General features: G+C 60.3%; 2 protein-coding genes and 1 tRNA gene. All 3 read right to left on the bottom strand.

Going from position 1 to position 3,001, the window contains the following annotated elements; genetic code table 11:
• Positions 1 to 248: 248 nt before the first annotated feature.
• Positions 249 to 321: transfer RNA gene (locus ENN40_06330), tRNA-Arg, on the bottom strand.
• 175 nt (positions 322 to 496) lie between these two features.
• Positions 497 to 1,645 carry a methylmalonyl Co-A mutase-associated GTPase MeaB gene (gene meaB / locus ENN40_06325; GenBank protein ID HDP94959.1) on the bottom strand — a complete coding sequence of 383 codons (1,149 nt, stop codon included), beginning with the start codon at positions 1,643 to 1,645 and terminating at the stop codon, positions 497 to 499.
• A 2-nt stretch (positions 1,646 to 1,647) separates the two neighbouring features.
• Positions 1,648 to 3,001: methylmalonyl-CoA mutase (locus tag ENN40_06320; GenBank protein HDP94958.1), on the bottom strand; the 1,354-nt coding region annotated here is incomplete at its 5' end.

Here is a 3,001-nt window from a genome sequence, read left to right as displayed (position 1 = left end):
GTTGATGGAAACTTCCCAGGAATGGGAAAACAATAGAGTGTATGTCAGGCTCGACGAAGTCAATGTGGCTACAGCATGAATTTACAGAAAAGATGTTGCTTTATCAAAAAAAAGGTGAGGGGACTATTGCCAAAAAATCTCAGAAACAGGGGTAAAACAACCAAATTTTACGTAAATCGTAAAGTAAAGTAATTACTTCAAAATATCCGGAAAGCAAAAATTATCAATGGTATCGGGGGATTGGAACACGCGCCCGGAGGGATTCGAACCCCCAACCTTTTGATTCGTAGTCAAATGCTCTATCCGTTGAGCTACAGGCGCATGACCAGACGGGATTATACGCAAATCAATTACAGTTTGCAAGACCCGGTTAATGGTTGAGGAGGAGGTTCAGGTTGGGGATGGGATCAAGTTGGTGTCGGGAAGGGCGGTTCGCGCGAAAGTCTACAATGAAACCGGATGTAGGGCAATTCATGAATTGCCCTCGAATTTCTGATTATTCCCTGATTTCCGGTTCCGAGGCGAAGAGGTCCAGTAGATGTTCGGCCGCGGCGGTGGGTAGAATCTCGCCCTTGTCGATGCGGCGGTGGATTTCCGGGATGGCGGCCTGAATACGGGGGTCGCGGAAAAAGGTGTTTTTCAGGTGTTCCTCGATGAGGGCGAACACCCATTGCTCGGCCTGATGCCGCCGCCGATGTGAAAATTCACCCGAATTCCGGGTGAGTTCGGCGAATTCTTCCACCATTTTCCAGATCTCGGGTACGCCGGAGCCCGTAAGCGCGGACACGGTTGATGCCCGGGGTTGCCAGCCGGGAGTGGCCGGGGTGAGGTATTTCAGGGCCAGGGCGTATTCGCTGCGGGCTGCCTGCGCCCGCGCCAGGTTGTCGCCGTCGGCCTTGTTGACCACCAGTGCGTCGGCGATTTCAACCACCCCCTTCTTGATGCCCTGGAGCTCGTCGCCGGCGCCGGCGATCATGAGCAGCAAAAAAAAGTCCACCATGGAACGCACGGTGATTTCACTCTGGCCCACGCCCACGGTTTCCACCAGGATCACGTCAAAACCGGCGGCCTCACACACCAGGATGGTTTCGCGGCTCTTGCGCGCCACGCCGCCCAGGGTGCCTCCCGAGGGCGATGGGCGGATAAAGCATTCCGGGCGGCGCGAGAGTTTCTCCATGCGGGTCTTGTCCCCCAGGATGCTGCCGCGGGTCACGGAGCTGCTGGGGTCGACGGCCAGCACGGCCACGCGGTGGCCCTGTTCGATGAGGTAAAGCCCAAGGGTTTCAATCAGGGTGCTCTTGCCGGCGCCGGGAACGCCGGTGATTCCCACGCGCAGCGATTTTCCCGCGTGGGGCAACAGGGCGTTGAGTACTTCCCGGGCCGCTGCCTGGTGGCGCGGGGCGTTGCTCTCGATCAGGGTGATGGTGCGGGCCAGCACGCCGCGGTCCTTCTCCAGGACGCCGCGTACATAATCATTCGGGGTCAGGTTGGGAGCCCGGAGAGAGCCGCTTCGCGAATCCGGTGATGGTTTGTCCAGCGACAACCCGTCATGCCCGCCGGCCACGCCGCGGCGGATGGATACGGCAAACGCGTCTCCGCCGTCGGCGGGTGCCCAGTCGGGCGGCTTACCGCGATCGTTATCCATCATCAGGTGAAACGTTTGCGGATCTCTTCCATGATCCGCCTGCCCGCCAGGGGGATGCGGGTGCCGGGTCCGAAAATGGCCGCGGCGCCGTGGCTGTAAAGGAATTCGTAATCCTGGGCCGGGATCACGCCGCCGCAGACCACGATGATGTCTTCGCGGCCGAGCTTGCGCAACTCTTCCACCAGTCGTGGCAACAGGGTTTTATGCCCGGCGGCCAATGAACTCATGCCCACCACGTGGACATCGTTTTCAACCGCCTGGCGCGCCGTCTCTTCGGGTGTCTGGAACAAGGGGCCGAGGTCCACGTCAAAGCCCATGTCCGCGTAGGCGGTGGCCACTACCTTGGCGCCGCGGTCGTGGCCGTCCTGGCCCATCTTGGCGACAAGGATGCGCGGCCTACGGCCCTCGGATTCGGCAAAGGCATCGGTCAGGGCGCGGACTTCGGCCACCATCTGGTCCGTTTCCCCGTGTTGGTATTCGCGTATGTACACTCCGGATATGGTCTTGGTCATGGCCTGGTACCGTCCCGCCACCGCTTCGATGGCATCAGAAATTTCCCCCAGCGTGGCCCGGCTGCGCGCGGCTTCCACTGCCAGGGCCAGCAGGTTGCCTTCCCCGGTCTGCGCGCAGCGGGTAATGGCTTTCAAGTTTTCCCGGACCTTTTTATGATCGCGATTTTTCTTCAGCTCTTCCAGGCGCCGCACCTGGGAACGTCGCACCGCCGGGTTGTCGACTTCCAGAATTTCAATGGGGTCTTCTTTGTCCAGGCGGTGACGATTGAGGCCAACGATCACTTCCCGGCCGGAATCGATGCGTGCCTGGCGCCGGGCCGATGCTTCCTCGATGCGCATCTGGGGAATTCCCTTTTCGATGGCGCGGGTCATTCCGCCCACGGATTCCACTTCCTGGATGTGGGCCCAGCCGCGTTGCAGCAATTCCCGGGTCAGGGACTCCATGTAGTAGGAGCCGCCCCAGGGGTCCACGGTGCGGCAGATCCCGGTTTCATCCTGCAGATACAACTGGGTGTTGCGCGCGATGCGGGCGGAAAAATCGGTGGGCAGCGCGATCGCCTCGTCCAGGGAGTTGGTGTGCAGCGACTGGGTATGCCCCATGGCCGCCGCCATGGCCTCGATGCAGGTGCGCACCACGTTGTTGAACGGGTCCTGTTCCTGCAGGCTCCACCCCGAGGTCTGGGAGTGGGTGCGCAGCGCCATGGATTTGGGATCACTGGGGGAAAAGCTGTGAATCATACGCGCCCAGATCAGTCGGGCCGCCCTCATCTTGGCCACTTCCATGAAGTGGTTCATGCCCTGGGCCCAGAAAAAAGAGAGACGGGGCGCGAAACGGTCCACGTCC

The organism is Candidatus Aminicenantes bacterium, from assembly GCA_011049425.1.
GTDB lineage: Bacteria > Acidobacteriota > Aminicenantia > UBA2199 > UBA2199 > UBA876.
Note: the sequence above shows the minus strand (reverse complement) of the source record. Positions and strands in the feature narration are given on the sequence as shown.

Bases quoted from the DNA above. Each gene is read 5' to 3' on its own strand.
- meaB (HDP94959.1), bottom strand. From the start codon at position 1,645: ATGGATAACGATCGCGGTAAGCCGCCCGACTGGGCACCCGCCGACGGC.